Raw genomic sequence first — 25833 nt, forward strand, 5'->3', positions numbered from 1 at the left:
TCACAGACTATGAGGATTGTAAAATAATCTCCTAAATCCAAGGGCTTTTAAAATTCTATTTTCGATCTTGAATTTTCTATCATTTAATATTAATTGTCTTAGCAAGTCTCCGAGTCCACCCCCACTTATAACATCCATGAAACAGTCCCCTAGGGTTGGGTTTTCGATTCCGAGATTTTCTTGGATATACCTTTTCAAGTTTTTTCTTCTTATTAGGGCTATTATAAATGTTGTAACCAGGAATAGTATTAGAACTGTTTTGAATCCTCCGATGAGGTGGAAGCTTATGCCAAGGGCTATGGCATAACTGTGATTACCTATTTCACCCATCATAGTCTTTCCTTTGTAATCCAAGGGTGAATATGCGAGACAAGTGACTAATATTAGGAGTGGAAGGTATATGGGTTGGTTTTTGAACAAGGATAAGACGATAACTAAAATTGAGGTTATTATTATAGTGGTGCAAGCAGTTCCTGGTTGCATGTCTGCAATGTTCAAAGGTTGTATCATTAAGGCCACAAGGATGCTGGAGGGGCCCATAAATGGATATCCTATGATGGAAACGAGTATTATCCCGAGGCCTCTTGCTAATTGTCCCCATTCGACCTTTAATTTTTTTATCTCTTTTCTTCCTATGATATCGTCGATAAACGCTAAAATACCCATTATACCTACCAGAAGGTTGTAAGGTGTGGGTAAAAATAATATGAGGATAATGAATGGTGCCAAGCCGGTTCCACGTGGCGTACCGCCTCTGATTTTAGTATAGAGGTTGGTGGATCTTGCATATTTTTCTATGAGAGATTTTATTGTTGGTGTTAGTATTAGTGTTAGGATTGTTGCGATGATGATCTTGTTTAACATGGTACTTCCACCATCATGGTCCGATGTGGCCGTGTGTAGTTTGGACAATGACTGTTCTGAGGCCTTCCTTGTTTAATATTTTTTTTATTTGGATCATTTCATTATAGGATGGTCTTTTGATGTTTTGTCTTTTGAATTCCGGCCTGTAATCTAGTACGCAGACTTGGATTTCTGGGTTGATTTTGCGGATTTTCTCCGCCATCTTTTTGAGTTCTTTTATGGTTATTAAGTCTTTGTTGTATGGTATGCCGATTCCTAGGTATACTTTTTCTTGGTAGTTGTTGTTGATGTATTCTGTGGCGTTCCATGAATTTTTTAGGTATTCTTTGGCGATTTTTTTGTCCTTTAGGCCTGTTATGTGTTGGAATGTTTTTGTTTTGAGGGCTTTGAGGTCTATGCCTATCTGTGTCATTCCTCTTTTTACTAACTGGTCTATGTATGCTTTTTTAAGGATTGTTCCATTGGTATCAACGTGTATGTTAAGCCCTTTTTCTCTTTTTATGTTTTTTATTGTTTCAAGTAGCCATTTTTTGTTTAATGTGCATTCTCCACCTGAGAATGTTATTGTACCGGTCCCGTATATTGATTCGAGTCCTAGTAGGATGTTGGCTGTTTCCTTTGGTTCTAGTAGCTGTGCTTTTGCTGTGAATGCTATCCTGTGGTTTTGGCATTGTGGACATCTCAGGTTACAACCGTGTGTGAATCCAACAACTTCTATTGGTCTTATGCTATTTTTCAGATAATATGGCGTTCCAACACCACCCACCATATGGGCCCCGAACCCACTCATAACCCTTAAAGGCGCTTCTATATCAGTTTCTATTTCCATACCATCTGATAGTGGTGTTATGCATGATAGTGCTATTTTATCATTGATTTTGACTGCGCAGGCCCAGCAACCTCCACATTCACATGGCATAAATTTATTGTTTTCGGGTGATCTCCCCACGTCTATTCCAGCGGCTTTTAGAGCGTCTTTCACGAGCCCAGCTACTTTCACTTTTTTACCGTCTACTGTAACCTCTACTTTTTCTTTTTTTGTTTTCTCTAGTTTTATGACTTCATATGGGCATGCTAATGTGCATGCTCCGCATTCAAAACATTCGCCCTTTTCGGCCGCTTTTTTAACGTTTCCTGCAGGGCAGAGTACTAGGTTGCAAATGTTGCATCTTCTACAGTTGTTGATTGTTATCCCCATCTTTTGTCCCTCAATGGGTTTTTTAGTGTATTTTGAATCTTAGGGTGGCTGCTATTCCTCCAAGTGCTTCTAGTTGTTTGCCTCCTTCGTGTTCGCTGCTTATTAGTATTATTTCACCGCCCATGTTCTCGACTAGGTCTAGTAATGTTTCTTTTTCGCTTACAAGTTTGTCTATTATTAATAATTTTTTTATTGCGCCCATGTTGGCTGCTTCTGTAACTTCTTTTTCTCCATAGGCTATCAAATCTGAGGATTTTGCTATTTTTTCTAGTACTTCGTTGACGTTTCTGATTTCTTTTGCTATTCTGTTTTCTGTGGCTGCGCGTTCGATTGTACCCTTTTTTAGGACTTCTTGTATCCCTACGCGGCCTCCGGTTCCTGTGCTTTCTATTATTGAGATTTTAGCTAATTTTGGATGTTTTTCTTTTAGGTAGGAGTGGAAGTCTGTTTTTGTGAATCCTGGTCCTGCAATGACGATTAGTTCTATTCCTTTTAGGTTTTTTATGGCTTCTATTATTTTTTCATAGAATTGGATGATTTTTTTTCGTCTGTCTTTTGTTTGTATTCTTTTGCCTGGGATGCCTCCGATAATAGGGCCATAATATTCTATCCCATATTGTCTTATAAGCCCTATATCGGCTGTGTAGTCTTCTAATGCTAATATTATAGCATATAATCTTTTTGATGATTCTATGGCATCCTTTAATCTTCTTAAGGCCCACTTGGACCATGTTTCTTTTTTTATGCGCAGGGGGGTGTTTAGTTTGATTTCTATTGTGTGGTGTGAGCCTAGTGGTACTAGATCTTCAGGGCCCTTTTCTATGGTTCCTGTTGCCCTTAATTTGCCAGTGTATCTATGAAATTTCACAGATTCCACACGGATTCCTAGATAGAATGTTTTTTTCACGCCCCTGTCTCTTCTTATCCTCTCACCACTAGTATCTTGTATTCTGCGAGTGGTTTTTGAAGATACAAGGTCGCCTTCTTCTATTATGTGGGATAGGTGCCATAGATCGTCAAGGGTTTCAGGGATTAATTCTATGACTCCCTTCTTTTTGTCCTCTTGGATTATCCTCATTTTTGATTCACACCATAGAAAGATCTAATAATATAAGGGAACTTACACTAACTAGGTTATGGTTAGAGTGATATAATATGTTAGGGAGGAGATGTTGGAATGGGTGATTATGAAGCTGGAACAGCAACTTTGATCAGTATAATATTTGGGATTGTCCTGTTCATATTTTTTGGGGGAGTTTTTATATTCGTCTTTGTAGGTTTTATAGCCACTTATCTGACTAGGGAGGAGGATAGGAGTTCTAGTGTGGGTGCAATAGCAACTTTAATCCTTGCTGTCATGTTGTTTATTTATAATATGATAATGGGGCCTGAGATGCCATATTGGATAAGTAGTATGCTTGGAGTTGACATTTTCAGTTTTGTTGCTGGTTTTCTTTTAACATGTTTCTTGGCGGTTTTACTTGGTGGTTTAGGTGGTTTTTTGGCTGTTAAGGCATCCCAGTTGGGTAAAACTGAGCAGGTAGGGTAATATGAATATTACGGTTATTGGTGGTACACGAGGCCTTGGAAGGTGGATAGCTGGTTTTCTTAAAGGTGAAGGTTTTAGGGTTACTATAACTGGTAGGGATAGGGTTGCTGGGGAGAATGCTAGTAGGGAGCTTGGTGTGGAGTATTGTCCTGATAATGTTAGGGCTGCGAGGGATTCTGATGTTGTTATCATATCTGTGCCTATTGAGAATACTCTTGATGTTATCAGGGAGGTTGCCCCTAATATGCGGAGGGGTTCTTTACTTGTTGATGTGACTTCTGTGAAGGAGGAGCCTGCCCGTTTGATGGAAGAACTTGTCCCTGAGGGTGTTGATGTTCTCCCCACCCATCCTATGTTTGGTCCTAGGATACGTTCACTTGCTGGTCAGGTTGTGGTTTTAACTCCTTTGAGGAAGTCTAGGTGGGTTGAGAGGGTTGTTAGTTTTTTGAAGGATCGTGGTGCTAGGGTTTTGGTTACTTCGCCTGAGAAGCATGATAGGATGATGAGTGTTGTTCAGGTGCTTACTCATTTTGCTTATATCAGTATTGCGTTGACTATTAGGGATTTGGGTGTTGATGTGGGGGAGTCTAGGCGGTTTGCGAGTCCTATTTATAATCTTATGCTTGATACTATTGCTAGGATAGTTTCGCAGAATCCTTATTTGGCTTATTCTATACAAGTTTATAATAGGTATGGTGAAAGAGTGCGTAGGGGGTTTATAGGGGCTGTTGAGCGTTTGGAGGATCTTTTAAGGCGTGGAGAAAAGGATGATTTTGTTAGGTGGATGAGTTTCGCCGCTAAGTGTCTGGATGATGTTGAGGCTTCTCTTGGAAGGTCTGATAAGGCTATTTTTGCTTTGAATAAGGAGTTGGATGTTTTGAAGGATTCTGTTGGTAGGGAGGTTGGTCTTAAGCATATTTATTCTGGTAATGTTCATGTTGGTGTTTTAGAGTCCGTTGACCCGGATTTTGCCGTTTTGAGGGTTGGTAAGAGACGTGTGAAGCTGAAGGTGTCAAATATTCGAGTTTTGGATAAGGATGAGCTTTGGGATTGGAAGGTGAAGAATCTTCCTAGGCGTAGTTATGATATTTCGGCTATGTTTCCTGAAGGTTGTGATCCTGAGATCATAAGAAGTGTTATTGAGGGTTTGGATGGTGTTGTGAAGGCTAGTGTGATTGATATTTATAAAGGTGATCAAATCCCTTTGGGGATGGTGAGTGTAACCTTTAGGTTTGAAGTTATTGATCGGGGGGTTTATGAAAAGGTTAAGGGTTTACTGGAAGGTTTTGGCGCGATTATAAGATAATACCATCTTTATTTTTTCATATTTAAAATTACCGAAAACTTTATATAATATAAAGTGCATTTGTATTATAGTTACAAAAGTTTACTAAAATGTTAGGATAACTCATAACTAATATTATTAAAATAACAAAAAAATAAGATAATAAGGTGAACTAAAATGGATAAAAAAGAAATAAAACTCAAAGTAGCCGAAGCATTATCACAATCAGATGTTGGTAGAGGCATAGCCCGCCTCGACCCCCAAGCAATGGAAGAACTAGGCATCAAAGACGGTGACATCATCGAAATAGAAGGAAAAAAGCTCACAGCAGCCACAGCTGCATCATCACAATCAGACATAGGCCTAGGCATCATAAGAATAGACGGATACTTACGTAAAAACGCACGAGCATCAATAGGAGAAGAAGTAACAATAAGAAAAGCAGACGTAAAAGAAGCAGAAAAAGTCGTACTAGCACCAGTAGAACAACAAATCATAATAAGAGGCGATATAAGATCAGCATTCCTAAACAGAGTACTCGTAAAAGGAGACATAATAGTATCAGGGATAAGACAACAAATATCCACAGGCAGCCTATTCGACGAACTACTCCGAGACTTCATGGACATATCACCCCTAGGAGAACTAAAACTAGCAGTAGTATCAACAAAACCCTCAGGAGTCGTTAAAGTCACAGAAATGACAAACGTCGAAATACAACCACAACCAGTAGACGTAAGCAAACTCGAAGGAGTCACAAACCTCGTAGACGTAACCTATGAGGACATCGGAGGCCTCAAAGAAGAAGTCAAAAAAGTAAGGGAAATGATAGAAATCCCACTAAAAAGGCCAGAACTATTCGAAAGACTAGGCATAACACCACCAAAAGGCATACTAATGTACGGGCCACCAGGTACTGGTAAGACGCTACTTGCAAAGGCAGTTGCAAACGAAAGCGACGCACACTTCATAGCAATAAACGGCCCAGAAATCATGAGCAAATACGTCGGAGGATCAGAAGAAAGACTCAGAGAAATATTCGAAGAAGCAGAAGAAAACGCACCATCAATCATATTCATCGACGAAATCGACGCAATAGCACCAAAAAGAGAAGAAGTGACAGGAGAAGTAGAAAGGAGGATAGTCGCACAACTCCTAACACTATTAGATGGTCTTAAAACAAGAGGCCAAGTCATGGTCATCGGAGCCACAAACAGGCCAGACGCACTAGACCCAGCACTCAGAAGACCAGGAAGATTCGACAGGGAAATAGAACTAGGAGTACCAGACAAAGAGGAAAGAAAAGAAATATTAGAAATACACACAAGGGGGATGCCACTAGCAGATGATGTCGACCTAGACGAACTGGCAGAGATAACACACGGTTTCGTAGGCGCAGACCTAGAATCACTCTGTAAAGAAGCTGCAATGAGAGTGCTCAGAAGAGTAATACCCGAAATAAAAGTCGACGAAGAAATACCAAAAGAAGTCCTCAAAAAGATGATAGTAACCAAGGAAGACTTCAAAAACGCTCTAAAGGACATACAACCATCAGCACTCAGAGAAGTACTAGTACAAGTACCCAACATAACATACGATGACATAGGGGGACTTGAAAAAGCAAAACAGGAGCTCAGAGAAGCAGTTGAATGGCCCCTTAAATATCCTGAAAAATTCAAAGAATTCGGCATAAAACCACCAAAAGGCATACTATTATATGGATCACCAGGTACTGGTAAGACGCTACTTGCAAAGGCAGTTGCAAACGAAAGCGAAGCCAACTTCATAGCAGTCAAAGGACCAGAACTGCTCTCAAAATGGGTTGGCGAATCAGAAAAGGGAGTTAGAGAAGTATTCAGGAAAGCAAGGCAGACAGCACCAACAATAGTATTCTTCGACGAGATAGACTCAATAGCATCCCGAAGAACAGGATCAGAAGCCGATTCAGGAGTAACCCAGAGGGTTGTAAACCAGCTATTAACAGAAATAGACGGCCTAGAAGAACTACAAGACGTGGTCGTAATAGCAGCAACAAACAGGCCAGACATCCTAGACCCTGCTCTATTAAGGCCAGGAAGATTCGACAGGCATGTGAAAGTCGAAGATCCTGACAAGGAAGCTAGACTCGCAATATTCAAAGTCCACACCAGGAAAATGCCACTAGCAGATGATGTCGACCTAGAAAAATTGGCCGAGATGACAGAGGGATATGTTGGCGCGGACATCGAAGCAATCTGCAGAGAAGCAGCCATGTTAACACTCAGAGAAGACATGAACGCAAAAGAAGTCCCAATGAAAAACTTCAAAGAGGCAATGAGGAAAATAAAACCAAAATCAACCATGGTAGAAGAGCAAGTACAATACCTCTAAAGGAACCCCCCCACACAAACCTTTTTTTAAATTTTTTTATAGAAAAGAAGGGGATTATCATGCCATATAACGTGAAAGATATTTCATTAGCCCCAAAAGGGAAAGAGAAAATAGAATGGGTTCAAAGGCACATGCCAGTCTTAGAACACATAAAAAGAGAATTCGAAGAAAAAAAACCATTCAAGGGGATTACAATAGCCTCATGTCTACACTTGGAGCCAAAAACCATCAACCTTGGACTAACATTAATGGCAGGAGGGGCTGAAGTCGCTATGACAGGCTGCAACCCGCTTTCCACACAAGATGATGCTGCAGCAGCGGGAGCATCCCTTGGCCTTAACATTTATGGTTGGCGTGGCGAAACAACCCAAGAATATTATGAGAATATACATCGCGTCCTCGACCATGAACCAGATATCCTAATAGATGATGGAGCAGACATGATATTCCTCACCCACAGAGAAAGACCTGAACTATTAGATAAAATAAAAGGCGCTTGTGAAGAGACAACCACAGGTATACACCGTCTCAGAGCCATGGCAGAGGATGGGGCGCTACGATTCCCCGTAGTGGCAGTTAATGACGCTTATACAAAGTATCTTTTCGATAACAGGTATGGTACTGGCCAGTCAACACTTGATTCTATAATGGGCACAACTAACATGTTAATAGCGGGCAAAACCGTTGTTATTTGTGGTTATGGATGGTGTGGCCGCGGGATCGCCATGAGAGCTGAAGGCCTTGGAGCTAATGTTATCATAACCGAAGTAGATCCTATAAGGGCCCTAGAAGCTAGAATGGACGGTTTCAGGGTTATGAAGGTTAATGAGGCTGTTAAATATGCGGATATACTTATAACAGCTACTGGGAATATTGATGTTGTCTCCCTAGAGGATTTTAAAAAGATGAAGGATGGTTGTATAATGGCTAATGCCGGGCATTTTAACGTGGAGATAAACCGTGATGATCTTTTAAGCCTTTCAGTCGATAATAGGATTATCAAGGAGGATATTGAGGAATTCATATTAAGTGATGGTAGAAGACTATATCTTCTCGCTGAGGGTAGGCTAGTTAACTTGGCTTCGAGCAGGGGACAAGGCCACCCTGCAGAGATAATGGATATGAGTTTTTCACTCCAAGCACTTTCTGCACAACATCTTCTAAGCATGGACTATGAACCGGGAGTTTATAAATCCCCTGATGAGATCGATTTAAAGGTTGCAAGGTTGAAATTGGAATCTATGAACATAGAGATAGATGAATTAACACCGCGACAAGTGGAATATTTAAGTAATTGGCAGGAAGGAACATGAGTTTCTTCAGGCTGATAGAAAAAGGGGATGAGCCTAGGAGATTGTTTGTGGGGGGCTTACACGGAAATGAAGGTCTTACAACAATAAAAGCCTTTAAAGCATTGAGTTTTGAGGATGTGAAAGATGGTGAACTTATAATCTACAATTGTGATCCAACATCCTACCTCAGCACTTTGAAAAGATCATATTATAATACAAGACAAGGAAAGGAGATAATTTCATTAATAAAATATTATAGACCGTCCATTTACGTTGAAGCGCATTGTTACAAAAACTATAAAGGACTCATAGACCCTGATCGTAAAAGGAAAATAGGGGTACCACCCCTCATTGAATTGGAAAAATGGTGTTCTAATAGGCTCAGTATCCCCCCATATAAGGACTACCTTTTTTAAACGGGCTGATGTTTGCATCACCCTTGAAATGCCATGCATCCAGTATAAAATAGACAACAAAGCTCTCAGAACCTATACTAGTATTTTAAAGGTCATAGCATCAATAAAAGACCGTCCAGAATTGGAGGAAAAGCTCGCGAAGAAATACCCCGAACAAGTTGAAATTGCAAGAAGATATGCCATAGAATTTTTCGGTGATTATCCACCATTCTAACCGGAGGTTCGCAAAATCAAAATCAAAGAATACGTTAAAAGATTACTAGAACTTGTCGAAATGGAAAGGAAAGCCGAGATAGAAGCCATGATCTCGGAGATAAAGCGTTTATCAGCTCTAAAACGTGAAAAGATAGGTAGGGCCATTAACAACCTTGATGGGAAGATCCTTGGCAGGGAACTTGGATTCACCCTTGTCAAGTATGGTAGGAAAACCCCCATCGAAACTGAGATAAGCGTTGGAGACCTTGTACTTATAAGCAAGGGCAACCCTCTCAGAAGCGACCTTACAGCTACTGTAGCCCAGAAAGGCAACAGGTTCATAATTGTGGCCATGGAAAAGGTGCCAAGGTGGGCTTTAAAAAATGTTAGAATCGACTTATATGCAAATGACATCACATTCCAACGGATGGAAGATAACCTGAAAAAACTTAACAAGAACACTTATAATATTTTAGAATTCCTCTTAGAGAAGAGGAAACCCACAGCCAAAGTTAGAAGAGTGGAATTCGAATTAGAAGATGAGCATCTTAACAATTCCCAAAAGGAGGCGATATCTAGGGCATTAGCCTCCAAGGATTTTTTCCTGATCCACGGCCCCTTTGGCACGGGTAAAACAAGAACACTCATCGAACTCATACTCCAGGAGGTTAAAAAGGGTAGAAAATTACTCGTAACAGCTGAGAGTAACCTGGCCGTGGATAATATCCTAGAAGGATTAGATGGGAAAGTGGAATGTGTGAGACTTGGACATCCACAGCGGGTCTCAAAAGAAAACATAGAAAAAAGTCTAGCCTATAAGGTGGAAAATCATCAGGATTATGAGAGGATCTCTGAACTGGAAGAAAAGATCCAAGACTTGATAAGAGAAAGGGAAAAATATCATAAGCCCACACCATCTTTCAGGAGAGGTTTAAGCGACCGTCAAATACTGGCAAATGCCATGAAAAGGAGAGGAAGCAGGGGAATATCACCTAATGTCATGATATCCATGGCAAAATGGATTAAAATCAACAAGAAGATAGATAAATTATACGAGATGATAGAAGATATAGAAGGTAGGATAGTGGCTGATATACTGGATAAGTCACCTGTTATACTTTCAACTAATTCATCAGCAGCACTAGAATATCTTGACGGTATCAGATTCGATCTTATAGTTGTGGATGAGGCTTCTCAGGCAACAATACCAAGTATTCTCATCCCTCTTTCACGTGGTGGAAGGTTCGTCCTAGCGGGTGATCATAAACAGTTGCCCCCAACTATTTTGAACCAGGATGCCATTGAGTTAGAGAAGACATTATTCGAAGAATTGATAAGATTGTACCCATACAAGGCATACATGTTGGATGTCCAGTATCGCATGAATCCTCAGTTAATGGAATTCCCCAACATGGAATTTTATGATGGTAGAATAAAAGCAGCCCCTGGCCTAGAAGATTTCACTGTAGAGGATCTTGTGGATGATACAGCCTGTGAATGGGAGCTTGGAAGGGAACTTTTAAACCCTGAAAAGCCCCTGCTCTTCATAGACACTGCTGATATTGAAGGCAAGTTTGAGAGGAGGATTAGAGGGTCGCCTTCACTACAGAATCAATTAGAGGCTGATCTTGCCATTATAGTTTCCAATCTTTTTATTAAGAAGGGTGTTGAACCTTCTAATATTGGTATTATAACACCTTATGATGATCAGGTGGATCTTATATCATCCCATGCTAAGGTTGAGGTAAACACTGTTGATGGCTACCAAGGGCGTGAGAAGGAAATTATAATTATATCCATGGTTAGGAGCAATAAGGATGGTAGGATAGGATTTCTCAGAGATTTAAGGCGTCTTAATGTCTCACTTACAAGAGCTAGGAGAAAGCTTGTCATTATAGGCGATTCGGAGACTCTTCGAACACACCCATCTTATAGAAGGCTTATCAAGTATTCTGTCAAAAGGGGTTTTTATTATAGGCTGGGGAGGGAGTCTGTTAGAACCAGTCTGTCAAACTTTTCTGGATAGATTTTTCAACTTGCATTTTTTTTATGGCGCTTTGCACCCTTTCTTCTGAAAATTCATGCTCGTGACAAAGGAACTCTATTATACCCTCCTTGTCTGGGTTCCTCCATGAAAGTTTGTAATCATCTGTAACCTCTGGATTGAGGAAAATCTCCCTTAAAATTTCAGGATCTTCATCTAATTCTTTGCCTAGATCTTCTAGTACATTATAGATGTTGTCCTTTTCTTTTATGAGTTTAAGGGCGCTTTTTGGCCCTATACCTTTTATTCCTTTGTTGAAGTCTGTCCCTATAAGTAGTGCTATGTCAACTAACTGTTCTCGCGTGATTTCCAATCTTTTCAGGATGCCCTCTAATTCTAGAAGTTCTAGTTCGTGTGCTCTTCCTGTTACGGCGAGGTTTCTAACGATTCTTGGGGCTCCGAATAGTAGGCAGTCGTAGTCTTGTGACGCGACGGCCCATGCATCACCCTTTTGGACGATATAAGATGCTTGGGCTTCGCCTTCTGCCGGTGCTTCAACGAATGGAATGCCCATCAAATCTAAAAGCTTTTTCGAAGTGGATATTATATCGGGGGATATTCTGGCGGATCTTACAGCATATTTTCTGGCTTCTTCGATTTCTCCTTCTCTGAGGGCTTCTTTCCATTTTTTTTCGGCTTCGAATCTTATAGTTTTTCTTTTTGTGATTGTTTCCATTTTTAAATGTGGGCTCTTACCATCGAATACATAAACTACTTTTATGCCCTTTTCTATGATGGCTGAGGTTCTATAGAGTATGCCGCTAAGATGTGATGTTATTCTCCCTTTTCTGTCCATTAGGGGTGTTCCATCCTTTTGCCTGATACTGGAGAGGAACTGGTATATGGTGTTTGGAGCGTCGATTGCTATAATGCGCCCCTTTAAATCCTCGACTTTTATTTTAGAGGAATATATTATATCTTTGAGTTTAACACCCATAATTTATAACCTCAAAATCCCTATTTGAAGTATGTGAGGGGGAATGTTTCTTTTATCCTTATTAGGATTTTGTCTTTGTGTATGATATTGTATGTGCGTGTTAACATTAATGAATCTGTGTGGAATATCCTTTTAAGGTCCTTTGTGGGTTCTTCAATGTCTATTTTTTCCACTTCTCTTCTTGATTCGATGTTATGTTTGCGCAGTATTTTCCCGATTGGTATGTCTGCCCTTATCAGATCCTCTTTAAAATCATTGTTTAATCTTGCGAGGGGGATGTATGATATTGCATGTATGAGAGGCTCCTTGTTACCGATGAGAACTATCCTGTAGTTTATTTTTTCCCCAGCGGCTATGTCAAGTTTTTCAGCGATTTCTTCGCTGGCTTCTCTAAACTCTTGTACCAGAGTTTTTATAGTCACTTCCCCGAACATGACGTCGAGTATTCTTGTAATTGAACCATCAGTTGCTAATAGTATCTTTTGAGTGTTCGAAAGTGGGCCTATTAATCTCTCAATTCTTTTAATTTCCTCCACAACATCTATATCCATTCCATATCCCCTTTTTCCTATTCTGGTATGGATATTTCACCTTTGATGGCTGATTTGGCTACTATTATAGGGTTTGCAAGGTAAACTTTTGATTTGGGGTCTCCCATACGTCCCTGGAAGTTTCGGTTACTTGTAGATATGCAAACTTCTCCAGGGCCTAGGACGCCCATGTGGGCTCCAAGACATGGGCCGCAGCCTGGGTTGCATACTATCGCCCCTGCATCTATGAAAATTTTTATAATACCTTCCTTTAGGGCTTTGAGGTAGATTTCTGAGGACGCTGGGACTACTACCATCCTCACATCGTCGTGTATTTTTTCATCTTTTAGTATTTCAGCCGCCATTTTAAGGTCTTTAAATCTTCCATTTGTACAAGAACCCAAGAATGCCTGATCTATATGCGTTCCAATGACTTTTTTAACATCTTTGACATTGTCGACTGAGTTTGGACATGCTACTTGTGGTTCGAGATTATCTATGTTAAAATAGAATTCTTCATGGTAATCATAATCTGGGTCTGAAGTGTAGATTTCAAAATTTTTTTGAGAGGTTCTTTTTTTGAGATATTCTATGACTGTCTTGTTGGGTTCTATTATCCCATTTTTGGCTCCCATTTCTACTGTCATGTTGCAGATGGTCATTCTATCTGGGACTCCGAGTCCTTTGATGGTCTCTCCTGTGAATTCAATGGATTTGTAGGTTGCGCCGTCGACTCCAAGTTCTCCTATAATGTGTAATATGAGGTCTTTGGCTGTTACATGTTCTTGGAATTCGCCATTGACTTCTATTTTCACAGATTCCGGGACCCTTAACCATGTTTTACCAGTGGCGAATATCATAGCCATGTCTGTGGCTCCCATTCCAGTAGCAAATGCTCCAAAGGCCCCGTAGGTGCATGTGTGCGAATCTCCTCCTATTATGATGGTTCCTGGCTTTGTGAACCCTTTTTCTGGCAGCACTTGGTGGCATATGCCTTCTCCGTGCTTGAAAATGTTTTCTATCCCCTGTTCTTTCGCGAATTCTCGCGTTATTTGTTGGAATTCGGCCGCGCCAATGTTATTTGGGGGTATGTTATGATCATAGACTATTACTATCTTTTTCGGGTCCCATACTCTTTTTTGTCCTGTTTTTTCAGCTATTTTCTTGAAGGTTTTTATGGTGGGTGGGCTTGTACCATCATGTGTCATTGCAAGGTCAACGTTAACTTCAATGATTTCGCCGGGTTGTACTTCTTTTTTTCTCGCGGCCTTGGCTAGTATCTTTTCGGTCATGTTCATGGGGGATCACTACATGTCTACTGGTCCTTTAACTGAACTTATGATTTCTTTAAATAGTTCATCATTTATGAATCTTCCTTTCTCTCGGGCTTTTTTCACTTCTTCGACTATCTTGCAGAGTTCGTCTCGTGTTACTTCTATCCCGTATTCTTCGAGTTTTGCTTTAACTGCTCTGCATCCTGAGTGTTTGCCCAAGACTATTTTTCTTTTGTGCCCTATTAGCTCTGGTAGGAAGGGTTCATAGGTTAATGGTTCTTCTAGGACTGCGTCTACGTGTATTCCTGATTCGTGCCTGAAGACGTTTTTTCCTACTATGGGTTTATTTTCTGGGACGTTCATGTGTGTGCATTTTTCCACTAGTTTTGAGAGTTCACAGAGTACTTTTATGTTGAATCCTAGGTCTATGTTATATAAGAGTAGGAGGGCCATTATTAATTCTTCTAGGGCTGTGTTCCCTGCTCTTTCACCTATCCCATTAACTGTGGTGGATATTGCCTCTGCCCCTGCTAGTAGGCCTGCGATTGAATTCGCGACTGCGAGTCCGAAGTCGTTGTGGCAGTGTAGTGCTATTCCGGTTTTGAGGAAGTTTTTGAGTTCTTTTACGAGGAATTCCATGCCTTGGGGTGTGATGGCGCCTACTGTGTCTGCTATGTGGACTCTGTCGGCTCCGTAGTCTTCGGCTTTTTTATAGATTTTTTTCAAGAATTCAAGGTCTGTTCTTGTGGCGTCTTCTGCTGAGAATGCTACGAATATTCCATGGTCTTTTGCATATTCTATTGAGTTCATGCAAACGTTTAGTGCTTGTTCTCTTGTTAGTTTTAATTTGTGTTTGAGGTGTAGATCTGATGTGGCCATGAAGGTGATTATCCCGTCTACGTCGCAGTCTAGGGCCGTTTCTATGTCTTCTTTTTTTGTACGAGATAATGCTAGTATTTCAGCGTTCAGGCCTTCATTTGCGATTTTTTTAACTGATTTTCTTTCTTCTTCTGATACGACTGGGAAGCCTGCTTCTATCTGGTGTATTCCTAGTTCGTCGAGTTTTCTTGCTATTGCTAGTTTTTCTTTTGTTCCTAGGCAGACTCCTGGGGTCTGTTCTCCGTCTCTTAAGGTGGTGTCATAGATTGTGATTTTCGCTGGGAATTTTAATTTTACTTTTTTGTTGAAGGGACTTACAAAGTATTTCAAATGATTACCACCCTAATCTTTTTTTTGATGGGATCATTCAAGTAGTAATTCGAGGTATGATTTTCTTTGGAATCCTTTTCTGATTCCGAGTTTTTTGTAGATTTTGAAGATTTTTTGGAGTGTTTCATCATAGTCTTCATTTTCTTTTATATCCTTTTCTATTTCGATGTAGGTTCCAAGGCCTTTAACATTATCGATTGTGACTGTGAAATCGTCTAATTGGTATATTTCTCTTTCTTTCACTACTTTGTATGCTTTTTTGAATCCTAAACATTCTAGTATTTTTGTCATCTTTTGGGGGTTTGGGATTTCTGTTTCTATCTCTTGTCGGGTTTTGCTTTTTTCATCTATTTTAGGCCCTTTGTATGTTAGGAGGGTTTTTGTGGGTGTTTTTCTTATTCTTAGGGCTTCATCTGTGACTTTGAAGTCTTTGTGGGGTGCGTTGAAGTATATGTCTTCTTGTTTTTCTGTTCTGATTTTTTGGGCTCCGATGGATTCGAGTTTCTTTTTTATTATAGGGTTTGCTTTGGCTTTTACTTCTACTTCGATCAAGGATGTTCACCGGTCCTAGTTTAATGACTGGAGTTATCAATTGTTCTTTTTCATGTGATTTTTTTATTATTATATAGAATGATTTTATATTATTATAATGTTTCATGGGTTTGTTTGAAAAGATTTTAAATCGAAGAGTGTGTAATAAAAAATTGGCATTTGATAGTAATCAATTTTTAAGTACTTATAATATTATATAATTTAGCGTTTAAAGACTCCAATGTATATCTTCAACTTCAGTGGGAGGTATAATAATTGAATAATGTAGATATTAAAATAGAGAATATAGTGGCCTCTGCAACCCTTGGAAAATCTATAGACCTTACAAGAGTATCTAAAGCATTGAAAAACGTTGATTTTAACCGAGAACAATTCCCTGGACTCGTATATAAATTGAAGAGTCCGAAAACAGCCGCATTGATATTCGGTTCAGGCAAACTTGTATGTACCGGTGCAAAGTCAATCGAAGATTCCAAAAAGGCCATAAAAATAACAGTGGATAAAATGAGGACGATGGATCCTGAAATCCCAGAGGACTTCGAGATCAAAATACAGAATATAGTGGCTTCCGCTAACCTGGGGAAACCACTCAACCTAGAAGCCGTGGCATTGGGGCTTGAAAACACTGAATATGAGCCTGAACAGTTCCCAGGACTTGTATATCGTCTAGATGACCCCAAGGTCGTCCTTTTACTATTCGGGTCGGGTAAAGTTGTCTGCACAGGGGCTAAAAGCGTTGAAGATGCTAAGCTCGGCGTTGAAAGGACAAAAACCCGCCTTGCTGAGCTGGATCTTATTTAATGGTGATATTATTGATCAAACTTGTAGTCTTTGACCTTGATAACGTGATAATAGACGCTGAAGCCATAGACGAAATCGGAAAACTAATGGGAGTTGAAGAAAAGATAATGGAACTCACAAAAAAGGCCATGGAAGGGGAAATGGACTTCAAAGAATCAATAGAAGAAAGAGTGAAACTACTTAAAGGGGCCAAGGTGGATGATATAAAAAAATTGGCTCAGGAACTCCCATTAATGAAAGGAGCCGAGGAAACAATCCAACATCTTAGGGAGAAAGGCTACAAGATCGCCACTATAACAGGCAGTTTTGATATTATAGCAGATATAATAGGTAAAAAATTAAACCTAGATTATATAATTTGTAACAAATTACACCAAAAAAATGGCCTCTTAACAGGGAAGGTTACAGGGCCCCTTGTGAAAAAGACAAAATATGAGGTTCTACAAGAATTATTAGAAGATGAAGGTTTTAGTTTTGATGAGTGTGTCGCTGTAGGCGATGGCGCGAATGATATATCCATGATAGAATCTGCCAAGTTGGGCATAGCATTCAATGCTAAACCAATAGTCAAAGAAAAAGCCGACGCCATAGTAGAGAAAAAGGATCTCAGGGAGATAATACCCCTCATAGAAGAACTCGAAGAAACTTGTGAGGTAAGTCTCGAAGAAGTTCTCGATAAAAAAAAGGAATACGAGGATAAGCTTTCAGCCACCTTAAAAGAACGTGAAGAATTCAACAAGAAAGCTAAAGAAAAAAAGGAACTCCGAGACGAACTCAACAAGAAGGTTAAAGAAAACTTGGATTTAGCCATCAAATTCAAGGATAAGAGAAATGAAATAAACAAGATGGTCGAAGAGAACAAAAGACTTAGAAACGAAACCAATAAGAAGATCCGCAAATTAAAATGGTCATCAACTGGTAGAAAACGTCTAAAGTTAGAGAAAGAGATTAAAAAAATCGATAATATAATCGAGACACAAGTCCTAGATATGAAAAAAGAAAACGAACTAGTTAACAGAGTAAACGATCTCAGAAGAGAACTGGCAAAGATACGCGAAGATGAAAAAACACGAAAGAAGGCCCTCAAACTTAAAAGATTATCAGAAAAATACCATGAAAATGTTGTCAAACTCTCCAAGGAAGCCCAGGAATACCATGAAAAAATGCTAGAACAATTCAAGAAAACAGACGAAATAAGAGCCAAGGCAGATGAAGCCCACGAAAAGTTCGTGAAATTCATGAAACTGGCATCAAAGAAACATGAAGAATCAAAAAAGATCATGGGGAAGATAAAACAAGTTAACATCGAAATAAAGAGGATAAAGTCAAGAATGGATAAAGTGGACGCGGCTAAAAACCATAAAAGAAGGATACTAGAAAAGAAAAAAGCAGAAGAAATATACAAATTATTCAAAGATGGTAAAAAGCTTACAAAAGATGAACTACTACTCCTACAAAGATACAAAATAGTATAGAGACATGAAACCGAAAAACAAAAAAGAGAAAATAGAAACTTGTTTCATTTGCCAAAGAAAATTCAACATAAAAGCCGATGACAACAGCCACTACCATTATGGAAAATATCCAATATGTAATTACTGCAGCGAATTTTACGGATTCTACCTATAAAATGTGATCACCATGGACGAAGTCATTATATGCGAAAAACCGCGGTCATCAGAAAAAATAGCCAAAGCACTATTCCCAAATGCAAAAAAGAAAAAATATAAAAAAACATACTACTGGGAACATCAAGAAAAAAATAAAAAAACAATAATAATACCCGCAGTAGGCCACCTTTACACCCTAAAACCAAAAAACCCAAATGATGAACTTTTTTTCGACCTTGAGTGGGCCCCTGTACCTGAAGTTGATAAAAAGAAACGTTATGTCCAAGATTATATAGATGCCATTGACAGTCTGGCTAAAAATGCGGATAGATATTTCCATGCCTGCGATTATGACATAGAGGGGACTCTCATAGGCTACAATGTCCTCAAACACCTCTGTGGGGACGAAGCCCTCCAAAAGACTTTAAGGATGAAATTCTCCACACTAACAAGGGATGATATTATAAAAGCCTATGAGAACCCCATAGAACTCGATTATGGCCAAGTAGACAGTGGAATAGCCAGGCACGTGTTAGATTTCATCTTCGGGGTTAATATATCTCGTTCATTGATGAAATCAGTTAAAGAATCAACTAACAGGTTCATAAAACTTTCAGCAGGAAGAGTTCAAACCCCAGCCCTTTCGATATTGGTAGATAGGGAAAAAGCCATCCGAAATTTCAAACCAGAACCTTACTGGATCATAAAAGCCATCCTAGAAGATGATATAATAGCATTAAACCAGCGAGGTAGGATATTCCAGAAAAATAAAGTTAAAAGTATACTAGGGGAATGCCAAGGGAAAGATGCCATTATAGAAGAGGTTAAAATAAACAGGATAAATAGGATGCCCCCTCCACCTTTCAATCTTGGGGGTCTTCAAGCCGAGGCATACAGAATATTCGGTTTAAGCCCTAAGAAGACACAGAGTATCGCCCAGAACCTTTACCTTGAAGGTTATATTTCATATCCAAGGACATCATCTCAAAAACTTCCAAAAACCATAAAATATGAGAAAATCTTCAAAGGACTTTCAAAGGATCCGAGATTTAAAGAAAAAATAAAAAATTTAAAGAAACCCTTGAAACCGCATGAGGGCAAAAAAGAGGACGAGGCACACCCAGCAATCCACCCCACAGGACTACTACCCAAAAAGCTGGGAAAACATGAAAAAAAAGTTTATGAACTAATAGTATACAGATTCATAAGCGCATTCAGCGAAAAAGCCATCATCGAATCAATGAATGCAAAATTAAATATAGGCGGGGAAATTTTTAAATTTTCAAGAAAAAAGGTTGCGAAAAAGGGGTGGATGAAACAATACCCCTACCAAAAAATAGAAGATGAAAAATTCCCACTATTAAAAGAAGGGGAGAAAATCCCCGTCAAAGAAATAATAGCAGAAGAAAAAGAGACAAAACCACCAGCAAGATACAATGAAGCATCCCTCATAAAAGAGATGGAAAAGAGGGGTCTTGGAACCAAATCCACAAGGGCAGATATAATCTCAATACTCTATGATCGAAAATACATCGAAGGGAAAAAAATCAGGGTAACACCACTCGGGGAGAATATAATAGACACCCTTAAAAGATATTGTGAAAAGATAACCAGCGAAGAACTCACGAGACAATTCGAGGAAGAACTCAAAAAGATAATGAAAGGGAAAACATCAAAGGATAAAATCATCAAAAAAGCCAAGGAAGAGATCATATCAATAATAGAAGAAATAGAAAAGAATAAGGAGGAAATAGGGAAACACCTCTACAAGGCTTACCAAAAAGGACGCATAATAGGAAAATGTCCAGAATGCGAAGGAAACCTACTAATAAGGTATTCAGATAAGACTAAAAGCAGTTTCGTCGGATGTTCAAGATTCCCAGAATGTAAGATAGTATATCCACTACCAAAAGGTGCTCGTATACTGAAAAGCAAATGTGAAAAATGTGGCCTCCCATTAATATCCTATGGCAGGCCCCGGCAGAGAGCATGCCTAGACCCCCATTGCGGTAAAAGTAAAAAAGATAAGATGGAAGTTGTGGGGAAATGTCCAAAGTGTGGAAACGACCTCGTGAAACGTTCAGGGAGATATGGTGAATTTATAGGCTGTAAAGGATTCCCAAAGTGTCGTTTCACAGCTTCAATAGAAGAAGTTATAGAAAAAGGATAAAATATTTATAGATGGTAAGATAATCATATCCAGCGAAAGAAGATATTTTTTGGGAGATCCACCATGAAAGCAGAGAAGATCAAACCTTTGATAATCATCACAGTTTTATTCTTATTAGCATTCGCTATCAGGGCGGAAGCCTATAACATAGGCGGAGTCCCAAAGGATTCTAAACAATTCTATAAAGATCAGAACGGTCTTCCATATTTCAGTGAAATGGACTCCTATTACAATTATAGGCTGACAATGAATTACCTACATAAGGGCATTTTAGGCGATACAAAAGTTAATGGGCAAAACTGGGATTTACACTCATACTATCCTCCAGGGAGGCCTGTGGATTATCCACCACTTATAGTATATGTTACAAGTTTTGTTTATCGTCTTGTTAACATGTTTGGTGATTATCCCCTCACTGTTGTCGCTTATTGGATAGGGGCCATCATAGGTTCGTTATGCGTAATACCGGCTTATCTTTTCACGAGGAAGATAAGCAACGATTATGGTGGGGTTGTCGCGGCGATAATAATAGGATTCACACCAGTATATGTGTCACATACTTATGCTGGCTTTTTTGACACTGACATGTTCAACGTGATCTTACCATTATTATTTATATGGTTCTTTATGGAGAGTATAAGCGCTGATAATCTTAAAAGGAGATTAGCATTCATACTAGCGGCTATAATATCGATTTTGCTCTTTTCAATGGCATGGGTAGGTTATATATTCTATGTTGCAGTTATAGGAGTTTTCATAATAGTCTATTTCCTTTTAAAGCATTTCATGGGCGTGGAGAGAAAAATTTATAAAAGCAGAGTTGAATGGCTAGTTAATCAAAGGGAACTTTCAATGTTCCTACTCCTCATAATCATAGGAGGGCTCCTCTTCGGGCTCTTGAAAGGATTCCCAGCACTCATAGGTTCAATTTCTCAGCTAGTCTCAGGTGTGCAGTTACAAGCCACAGCCCAGACCACAAACTATCCTAATGTTTATGTTTCGGTTTCCGAGTTACAAGTGCCAACTTTCACAGAGGGTAATCCATTCTTACCCAACCAAGCATCAGTACTTGGGGGTGTTGGCGGACTATTACCATTCCTCTGCGGATTACTTGGTGTTGGAGTGCTTATATGGAGGATCAGATCATTAGAAGCGCCTAGAGTGGAAATGAAAAAGGCGAAGGTTAAACGTGCCGGTAAGAAGAGCAAATTCATCAAATATCAACAGGACATCCCCAACGTTGAGGAGAAGAAAAGAGAATACTTATCCTACTTATCATTAATATGCGCATGGCTCCTATTAACCGGATACGCAGTTACAAAAGGTTTCAGGTTCGTGTCATTATTCGCCATACCACTAGGGATATCTGCAGGGATATTCACAGGATACTTTGTAGAGTACCTTAAAGATAATCTTAAAAGCACGACATCTATCGCCATTGTAGCATTCATAGCAGGAATACTAATTATATACCCATTCAAAGTTTCCGTGATAGCTAAAATATTAGCGGGGATAATAGCAATAGCCCTAATATTATCGATAAAGAACGAAAAATTCAGGGCCACTTCCATGATGATACTTGTAACATTAGCTATAGTCTCTGCACCTATAAGCGGAGCCCATGCGCTAACTTCATCAGTAGTCCCTGGAACAGATGATGGAATGTGGAATTCCCTAACATGGATAAAGAATAATACAAGTAAGGATACTGTAGTAATGTCCTGGTGGGACTTCGGATACCTTTTTGCCGTGGCTGCTGACAGGCCGGTGACATTCGACGGGGGCTCTCAGAATACTCCGAGGGCATTCTGGATAGGTAAGGCCCTCTTAACCGATAATGAGTCATTATCACTTGGCATACTTACAATGTTGTCAACAAGTGGGGACATGGCATATAATACACTTGATAATTATACCAATAATACTTCATTGTCTGTTAAGATACTTACAGAGACCCTAGGAGTTCCTAAGGATGAGGCCAGAGAGATCATGATGAAAAAGTATAAGTTAACAGCAGAGCAGGCCGATAATGTGCTAAGGTATTCGCATCCTGATAAGAAGAAACCTTTTGTCCTAATATTAAGTTCTGACATGTTAGGGAAAGCTGCATGGTGGAGCTACTTTGGAAGCTGGAACTTCGATAAAAAGGAAGGTGAACATTATGCTTATTATACTTCCTTGGCAGCTTCAAAACCTGAAGTAGCTGATGGTAATGTGACGAGGATTGTTACCGTGAATGATCCTTCAGGGCTGGTGGGAGTTCTCATAGAGAAAAAGGCTAATGAGACTAATGCAACCATAGTGGTAGTTGGGGCTAATGGCACTTCAGAGAAGATAAAACCCCACAGGTTAATGTTAATTGAAGGTAATCAATTAGTTAAAAATGAGATAGTAGATAAGAATAGTCCCTTTGGTTTGCTTGTGGTAGGGAGTGAAGGTTCATATATGACTGTTATAATGGATAAGAAACTTGAGGATTCAATGTTCACAAAACTTTTCCTCTTAGGTGGTTTTAACCAGACATCCTTCAAGTTACTCCACCAAGAACCTGGAGTTCTTGTATGGACGAGAGCTTAATATCTTTTCGCCATTTTAGCCCGTAGGATGTCAGTGGCGCTTACCACACCAATGATCTTATCATCCTCTTCTACTAGGAGCCTCCAGACCACATTTGTAACCATCTTAGTTGCCGCTTCCCTGATACTCGCCTCTGGAGATATTGTAACAAGGTCTCTCTCCATAACCTCCCATACTTTCACTTCGCTTAGGTCGTCGCCCTCGGCAATGGCCTCAAGAACATCCCATGTTGTTACTATCCCAACCTTCACGTTATCCCTTGTCACTACAGCGCTACCATGTCCTTTCTCCACAAAATTCCTTAAAACATCCTCAAGGTTACTGTTAATATCAAGTGTTTCCACATCTTTAACCATAACATCCTTCACTTTCATAAAGACACCTAATATTGTCACTATGGATGGACTTTATATAAAAAATTTAGTATCTAATCCTTTTGTGATGCCCATGGACATAGAAGAAAAAATAAAAGAAATCGAGGATGAGATCAGGAGAACACCATACAATAAGGCCACAGCGCATCATATAGGTAAACTCAAGGCTAAATTGTCCAAGTTGAGGGAAGAGGCTGTTTCAAGGACTGCGAGGAAGGGTAAGGGTTTCCATGTTAAAAAGTCGGGTGATGCTACTATAGTCCTTGTAGGTTTCCCTTCAGTGGGTAAATCCACCTTACTTAATATTATAACGAATGCCCAGGCAAAGGTTGGAGAATACCAATTCACAACATTAGATGTTATACCGGCTATCATGGAACATAAAGGTGCTAGGATCCAAGTATTGGATATACCAGGGATAATACCAGGAGCTTCAAAGGGTAAAGGTAGGGGGAGGGAAGTATTATCAGTTGCAAGGAACGCGGACCTCATAGTAATGATAATAGACATCCTAGACCCCAACCAGAGGAATATTATAATAGAAGAACTGAGAAACGTTGGTATAAGACCTGATGAAAAACCCCCAGACATAAAAGTGAAAAGGAAAAAAAGGGGTGGAATCCAAGTTTCAGCCACAATACAGGCAACTCATCTTAACGAGCAAATAATAAGATCCATACTCAACGAATATGGGATACACAATGCCGAGGTTATCTTAAGGGATGATGCCACCATAGACCAGTTCATAGACGTCATAGAAGGTAACAGAGTATACATACCCACCTTAACAATTTTCAATAAAATGGACCTTGTAGACGAGGAATATGTGAAGAAGATCCAAGAGGAGGTGCCAGGATCCATTTTTATATCAGCCAAGGAGAAGATTAATATCGATGAAGTCAAAGAAAAGATATTTGAAAAACTCAACCTTATAAGGGTTTACTTGAAACCCCAGCATGGTGAACCAGATTATGACGAGCCACTCATAATCAGAAAAAGATCAACAGTGAAGGATGTATGTGGAAAACTCCACAAGGATTTCATAAAAAAATTCCGCTATGCAAGGGTATGGGGCAAATCTGTGAAATTCCAAGGACAAAAAGTTGGAATAGACCATATACTGGAAGATGGGGATCTGATAACCATAATAACAAGAAGATAAGGGTGTGAAAATTGAAACTAGATGATATAAAAATCTCAAAGGCGATAATAGAAGAATACATGGATGAATTAATGGACTACCTCGACGTTGACGTGGCTATTGGTGGTGGAGGACCATCAGGGCTCACAGCAGGCTATTACTTATCCAAGGCCGGATTTAAAGTGAGCCTATTTGAAAGGAAACTCTCAATTGGAGGCGGAATGTGGGGTGGTGGCATGATGTTCAATAAGATAGTGGTCCAAGAGGCTGGGAGAGAAATCCTCGAAGGAGAATTCGGAGTGAACTGCAAAGAACACGAAAAAGGCTATTATGTCGCCGATTCCATAGAAGCCGCCTCCACTTTATGTTCAAAAGCTTGCAAGGCCGGTCTTAAAATCTTTAACTTGATAAGTATTGAGGACGTCATGATAAGAAATGAAAGGATAACAGGCCTAGTACTAAATTGGACCGCAGTAGAAATGGCAGGTCTACACATTGACCCCCTAACTATAAGGTCAAAGACCGTTATAGATGCAACAGGCCATGATTGTGAAATAGTGAGGGTTGTGCAGAGAAAAATGGGCCCTAGGCTAATGACAGAGACTGGTGAGATCATGGGTGAGAAGCCGATGTGGGCTGATAGGGGAGAGGCGAGCTTACTTGAGAACACCCGTGAAGTTTATCCTAACCTTTATGTGGCTGGCATGGCGAGTAATGCTGTTTATGGTTCGCATAGGATGGGACCAATCTTTGGGGGGATGCTACTTTCAGGTAAGAGGGTGGCTGATCTCATCATGGAAAAATTGAGATGAAGATGATGAAGCCCATTATATGTATTACAGGGACGCCTGGGGTGGGTAAGACGAGCATATCCCATCGGCTTAGTGAGGAGTTAGATGGGAATTTAATCGAAATTAACAAGTTAGCTGAGGAGAAGGACCTTTTCATTGGAGAGGACCCAGTTAGGGGTTATAAGATTGTGGATATACCCTCCCTTTGTAAGGAGATCATTAATGTTATAGATGATGATTCCTTTAATATTGTGGAGGGGCATTTGTCACATTATTGCAAGATCTGCGATCTTGTAATAGTTTTAAGATTACATCCAAGGATTTTATTGCAGAGGCTGAAACAGAGAGGGTATGATCAGAGGAAGGTGAAAGAGAATGTTGAGGCTGAGGCTCTTGGAGTGTGTGCTTATGAAGCTTATCAATTACATGATGAGAGAGTCCATGAAATAGATTCTACTGGCTTATCCCTTGATGAGGTGCTAGATGAGATTATCAGAGTCCTTAAAGGCGAGAAACCTTACACATTTGGTAGTGTAGATTTCATGGAATGGTTCCTCGAGGGGGGAAAGTTTTTAAATGATTAAATATAAGATCTTATATAATAATCCTCCTTGTAATAATATTTCCTTTGTAAAGTGAGATAGGGAATTTAGG

At 39.7% G+C, this 25833-nt stretch carries 24 protein-coding genes; 15 read left to right on the top strand and 9 right to left on the bottom strand.

All coding sequences use genetic code 11. The features are described from left to right. The 3 genes from DPC56_RS04480 to DPC56_RS04490 are packed head-to-tail and all read right to left on the bottom strand — an operon-like array spanning position 1 to position 3140. Positions 1–912, bottom strand: coding sequence for a cell wall biosynthesis protein (locus tag DPC56_RS04480; protein WP_245923875.1), 912 nt, complete (start codon positions 910–912; stop codon positions 1–3). Continuing rightward, positions 878–2062 carry a radical SAM protein gene (locus DPC56_RS04485; protein WP_112093871.1) on the bottom strand — a complete coding sequence of 395 codons (1185 nt, stop codon included), beginning with the start codon at positions 2060–2062 and terminating at the stop codon, positions 878–880. Before DPC56_RS04485 ends, DPC56_RS04480 begins: the two co-directional genes overlap by 35 nt. Before the next feature lie 22 nt (positions 2063–2084). Further along, positions 2085–3140, bottom strand: a complete 1056-nt coding sequence (locus DPC56_RS04490; protein WP_112093872.1) for an mRNA surveillance protein pelota — start codon at positions 3138–3140, stop codon at positions 2085–2087. Positions 3141–3239: 99 nt separating this feature from the next. Between DPC56_RS04490 and DPC56_RS04495 the strand changes: the two genes are divergently transcribed. The 7 genes from DPC56_RS04495 to DPC56_RS04520 all read left to right on the top strand — a co-directional run bounded on the left by DPC56_RS04495 (position 3240) and on the right by DPC56_RS04520 (position 11195). Next, positions 3240–3611, top strand: coding sequence for a DUF5518 domain-containing protein (locus DPC56_RS04495; protein ID WP_112093873.1), 372 nt, complete (start codon positions 3240–3242; stop codon positions 3609–3611). 1 nt (position 3612) lies between these two features. Next, positions 3613–4917, top strand: a complete 1305-nt coding sequence (locus DPC56_RS04500; protein ID WP_112093874.1) for a prephenate dehydrogenase — start codon at positions 3613–3615, stop codon at positions 4915–4917. A gap of 156 nt (positions 4918–5073) precedes the next feature. Next, a complete protein-coding gene (locus DPC56_RS04505) occupies positions 5074–7266 on the top strand; it encodes a CDC48 family AAA ATPase (RefSeq protein ID WP_112093875.1) in 2193 nt (730 codons plus the stop codon). A 59-nt stretch (positions 7267–7325) separates the two neighbouring features. Beyond that, positions 7326–8579 carry an adenosylhomocysteinase gene (ahcY, locus tag DPC56_RS04510; RefSeq protein ID WP_112093876.1) on the top strand — a complete coding sequence of 418 codons (1254 nt, stop codon included), beginning with the start codon at positions 7326–7328 and terminating at the stop codon, positions 8577–8579. Then, positions 8576–8974, top strand: coding sequence for a DUF2119 family protein (locus DPC56_RS04515; protein WP_281267918.1), 399 nt, complete (start codon positions 8576–8578; stop codon positions 8972–8974). Before ahcY ends, DPC56_RS04515 begins: the two co-directional genes overlap by 4 nt. Then, entirely contained in the window at positions 8910–9188 is a 279-nt protein-coding gene (locus tag DPC56_RS08460) for a DUF2119 family protein (protein WP_281267919.1), read from the top strand. Before DPC56_RS04515 ends, DPC56_RS08460 begins: the two co-directional genes overlap by 65 nt. 60 nt (positions 9189–9248) lie before the next feature. Then, entirely contained in the window at positions 9249–11195 is a 1947-nt protein-coding gene (locus tag DPC56_RS04520; RefSeq protein ID WP_112093877.1) for an IGHMBP2 family helicase, read from the top strand. On the opposite strand, the gene fen is transcribed toward DPC56_RS04520, so the two are convergent. From fen to cyaB, 5 genes are read right to left on the bottom strand one after another with little or no spacing between them, the layout of a single operon-like run. Beyond that, positions 11164–12150 (bottom strand): flap endonuclease-1, encoded by a 987-nt coding sequence (gene fen / locus DPC56_RS04525; protein ID WP_112093878.1) that lies wholly within the window; start codon positions 12148–12150, stop codon positions 11164–11166. The two genes, DPC56_RS04520 and fen, sit on opposite strands and share 32 nt — an antisense overlap. Before the next feature lie 20 nt (positions 12151–12170). Then, a complete protein-coding gene (locus DPC56_RS04530) occupies positions 12171–12701 on the bottom strand; it encodes a chorismate--pyruvate lyase family protein (RefSeq protein ID WP_112093879.1) in 531 nt (176 codons plus the stop codon). 17 nt (positions 12702–12718) lie between these two features. Continuing rightward, a complete protein-coding gene (gene hacA / locus DPC56_RS04535; protein WP_112093880.1) occupies positions 12719–13978 on the bottom strand; it encodes a homoaconitase large subunit in 1260 nt (419 codons plus the stop codon). 9 nt (positions 13979–13987) lie between these two features. Further along, on the bottom strand, positions 13988–15163 hold the full coding sequence (locus DPC56_RS04540; RefSeq protein ID WP_112093881.1) for a homocitrate synthase family protein: 1176 nt from the start codon (positions 15161–15163) through the stop codon (positions 13988–13990). Positions 15164–15196: 33 nt separating this feature from the next. Continuing rightward, positions 15197–15715, bottom strand: coding sequence for a class IV adenylate cyclase (cyaB, locus tag DPC56_RS04545; RefSeq protein ID WP_112093882.1), 519 nt, complete (start codon positions 15713–15715; stop codon positions 15197–15199). A 255-nt stretch (positions 15716–15970) separates the two neighbouring features. Between cyaB and DPC56_RS04550 the strand changes: the two genes are divergently transcribed. From DPC56_RS04550 to DPC56_RS04565, 5 genes are all read left to right on the top strand, one after another. Beyond that, the gene (locus tag DPC56_RS04550) at positions 15971–16516 is read left to right on the top strand and encodes a TATA-box-binding protein (RefSeq protein ID WP_112093883.1); all 546 of its coding nucleotides are present in this window, start codon (positions 15971–15973) and stop codon (positions 16514–16516) included. 11 nt (positions 16517–16527) lie between these two features. Continuing rightward, positions 16528–17991 carry a phosphoserine phosphatase SerB gene (gene serB / locus DPC56_RS04555; protein ID WP_112093884.1) on the top strand — a complete coding sequence of 488 codons (1464 nt, stop codon included), beginning with the start codon at positions 16528–16530 and terminating at the stop codon, positions 17989–17991. 4 nt (positions 17992–17995) lie between these two features. After that, a complete protein-coding gene (locus tag DPC56_RS08185) occupies positions 17996–18145 on the top strand; it encodes a hypothetical protein (RefSeq protein ID WP_181454385.1) in 150 nt (49 codons plus the stop codon). 12 nt (positions 18146–18157) lie between these two features. Then, positions 18158–20296, top strand: a complete 2139-nt coding sequence (gene topA / locus DPC56_RS04560; protein WP_112093885.1) for a DNA topoisomerase I — start codon at positions 18158–18160, stop codon at positions 20294–20296. Between the two features lie 63 nt (positions 20297–20359). Next, complete coding sequence (locus DPC56_RS04565; protein ID WP_112093886.1) at positions 20360–22873, top strand: STT3 domain-containing protein; 2514 nt, start codon at positions 20360–20362, stop codon at positions 22871–22873. On the opposite strand, the gene DPC56_RS04570 is transcribed toward DPC56_RS04565, so the two are convergent. After that, positions 22870–23247, bottom strand: a complete 378-nt coding sequence (locus DPC56_RS04570) for a CBS domain-containing protein (protein ID WP_112093887.1) — start codon at positions 23245–23247, stop codon at positions 22870–22872. The two genes, DPC56_RS04565 and DPC56_RS04570, sit on opposite strands and share 4 nt — an antisense overlap. Before the next feature lie 73 nt (positions 23248–23320). Between DPC56_RS04570 and DPC56_RS04575 the strand changes: the two genes are divergently transcribed. The 3 genes from DPC56_RS04575 to DPC56_RS04585 are packed head-to-tail and all read left to right on the top strand — an operon-like array spanning position 23321 to position 25763. Further along, positions 23321–24409, top strand: coding sequence for an OBG GTPase family GTP-binding protein (locus DPC56_RS04575; RefSeq protein ID WP_112093888.1), 1089 nt, complete (start codon positions 23321–23323; stop codon positions 24407–24409). Between the two features lie 11 nt (positions 24410–24420). Continuing rightward, positions 24421–25200, top strand: coding sequence for a sulfide-dependent adenosine diphosphate thiazole synthase (locus tag DPC56_RS04580; protein ID WP_112093889.1), 780 nt, complete (start codon positions 24421–24423; stop codon positions 25198–25200). After that, positions 25197–25763, top strand: coding sequence for an adenylate kinase family protein (locus tag DPC56_RS04585; RefSeq protein WP_245923876.1), 567 nt, complete (start codon positions 25197–25199; stop codon positions 25761–25763). The genes DPC56_RS04580 and DPC56_RS04585 overlap by 4 nt, the downstream gene beginning before the upstream one ends. Positions 25764–25833 lie beyond the last annotated feature (70 nt).

This window comes from Methanothermobacter tenebrarum (assembly GCF_003264935.1).
Taxonomy (GTDB): Archaea; Methanobacteriota; Methanobacteria; order Methanobacteriales; family DSM-23052; genus Methanothermobacter_A; species Methanothermobacter_A tenebrarum_A.